This window comes from Bacillus sp. AFS015802, assembly GCF_002561455.1.
Classification (GTDB): domain Bacteria; phylum Bacillota; class Bacilli; order Bacillales; family Bacillaceae_B; genus Rossellomorea.
Genome location: NZ_NTUP01000020.1, coordinates 175,974 through 178,145, shown reverse-complemented (window position 1 = coordinate 178,145; position 2,172 = coordinate 175,974). Strand labels below are relative to the sequence as shown.

Genomic DNA, 2,172 nt, shown 5'->3' with positions numbered 1-2,172 from the left:
TTTTACTTGTTGTAAAATTTCACCGGCTTTTTCATTTCAGAGGAGGGTTTTGTCCCAGCCTCTTTTATTACCCCTTGATTTCCTAATTCTTAATATTCGTAGTCAGTCGTACATTTCTCGCAATAAATACCGTAGCATTCATGCTGTTCCTCAATTGTATCCCCACATTGTGCACAAGACTTAGGCGGCAAATTCCGAAAGAACTCAACAATATTTTTTACCATGTTCATCACCCTCCGTAAATTTGTATTCACCCATCAATTGTTAGTGTTATATAACTGATGTGTTAATTTATTTTATTGTATTATAACAGTATGAGTTTCGTCAACCATTAATTCAAAAATGGGCGAAAAAAATGAAAAAATAGGCAGAATGAAGTATAGTAGGGGTACATACTAATGTGAAAGGCGAGGTTCAAACATGAAGCTAACCGTAATTGGCCAATGGGGCGGTTACCCGAAGGCAGGAGAAGCAAGTTCCGGGTATTTACTTCAAGCTAATGGCTATAACCTGCTTATAGACTGTGGCAGTGGTGTACTGTCCCACTTGCAGCATCACGTAGAGGCAACGGGTCTGGATGCCGTCCTCTTATCCCACTATCATCCGGATCATGTGGCAGATATCGGTGTACTACAACACGCTTTATTGATTCAATATTTCCTTGGGAAGAATAAAGGTACATTACCGGTATATACCCATAGGGAAGACCAGCGCGGGTTTGAAACGATTACATATAAGGATTTAATGAAAGCCCATGAATATAAGGAAGATACTTCATTATCAATCGGTCCCTTCAACGTGACATTTGTGAAAACCAAGCATCCAGTTCCATGCTACGGAATGAGAATAGAAGCAGACGGTAAATCCCTGTTTTATACAGCAGATTCTGCTTTCAAAGAAGAATTCGTTTCATTCGGAATGGATGCAGATGTACTTCTCTGTGAATGTAATTTTTACGGGGGGATGGATGCCTCGAACGCTGGTCACATGACGAGTCTTGATGCAGGTCATCTTGCTCAAAAGTCCAATGCACGAAAGCTGATACTGACCCATTTACCCCATTTCGGAGAACTGGATCAGCTGGTTACGGAAGCAAGTACCCTTTATAAGGGCGAGGTACTTTTAGCGAAAAAAGATATGAAAGTAGATATTTAGGAGGAAGAAAGATGTTATTTATCGATAATAAAGGGATCACGGATCCAAGGATCAATCTTGCTATTGAAGAATATGCTCTGAAGAACTTAGATATTAATGAGAGTTATTTATTGTTCTATATTAATGAACCTTCCATCATTATCGGGAAGAACCAAAATACGATTGAAGAGATTAATACAGACTACGTGGATAAGCAGGGTCTTCATGTCGTTCGCCGCCTTTCCGGTGGGGGAGCGGTCTATCATGATTTAGGAAACCTGAACTTCAGCTTTATCACGAAAGATGATGGAGAGAGCTTCCACAACTTTAAAAAATTCACTGAGCCTGTTGTAACAGCCCTACATAAGCTGGGGGTAAAGGCAGAGCTAAGCGGGCGTAACGATATTATTGCTGAAGGCAGGAAGATTTCCGGTAACGCCCAGTTCTCCACGAAAGGCCGGATGTTCAGCCATGGAACGCTCCTGTTCGATTCCGAAATGGAAAACGTCGTGTCAGCTCTCCGGGTGAAAAAGGACAAGATTGAATCAAAAGGGATCAAATCAATCCGCAGCCGTGTCGCCAATATCTCGGAATTCCTAACAGAAAAAATGACGATAGAAGAGTTCCGTTCAACCCTGCTCGATTATATTTTTGACGGCAGTGACGTAAAAGAATATGTCTTAACAGAAGAAGATTGGACAAACATTCATGAACTTTCTAAAGAACGATATCAGAATTGGGATTGGAACTACGGAAAATCGCCTAAATTCAATCTTCAGCATTCTCACCGATTCCCTGTTGGATCCATTGACGTCCGTCTTGATGTGAACAAAGGGAAAATCGAAAACTGTAAAATCTATGGCGATTTCTTCGGAGTCGGGAATGTTGATGACATCGAAGAAAAGCTGATAGGCACCCGCTACGAACGAAAAGACATTGCCGGGGCTTTGGAAGGTGTTGACATTCAACACTATTTCGGGAATGTGACGAAGGATGAGTTTGTGGATTTGGTGTATTAATAAAAACGAGAGGTGTTCC

3 protein-coding genes are annotated in these 2,172 nt (G+C 41.3%); 2 read left to right on the top strand and 1 reads right to left on the bottom strand.

Translation table 11 applies throughout. From position 1 onward, the window contains the following. Positions 1 to 89: 89 nt before the first annotated feature. Entirely contained in the window at positions 90 to 224 is a 135-nt protein-coding gene (yhfH, locus tag CN378_RS14445; RefSeq protein ID WP_079533738.1) for a protein YhfH, read from the bottom strand. Between the two features lie 196 nt (positions 225 to 420). On the opposite strand from yhfH, the gene CN378_RS14440 reads away from it, so the two are divergent. Both CN378_RS14440 and lplA read left to right on the top strand, forming a co-directional pair. Continuing rightward, the gene (locus tag CN378_RS14440; RefSeq protein ID WP_098353039.1) at positions 421 to 1,155 is read left to right on the top strand and encodes an MBL fold metallo-hydrolase; all 735 of its coding nucleotides are present in this window, start codon (positions 421 to 423) and stop codon (positions 1,153 to 1,155) included. Between the two features lie 11 nt (positions 1,156 to 1,166). Further along, positions 1,167 to 2,153 (top strand): lipoate--protein ligase, encoded by a 987-nt coding sequence (lplA, locus tag CN378_RS14435; protein WP_098353037.1) that lies wholly within the window; start codon positions 1,167 to 1,169, stop codon positions 2,151 to 2,153. Positions 2,154 to 2,172 lie beyond the last annotated feature (19 nt).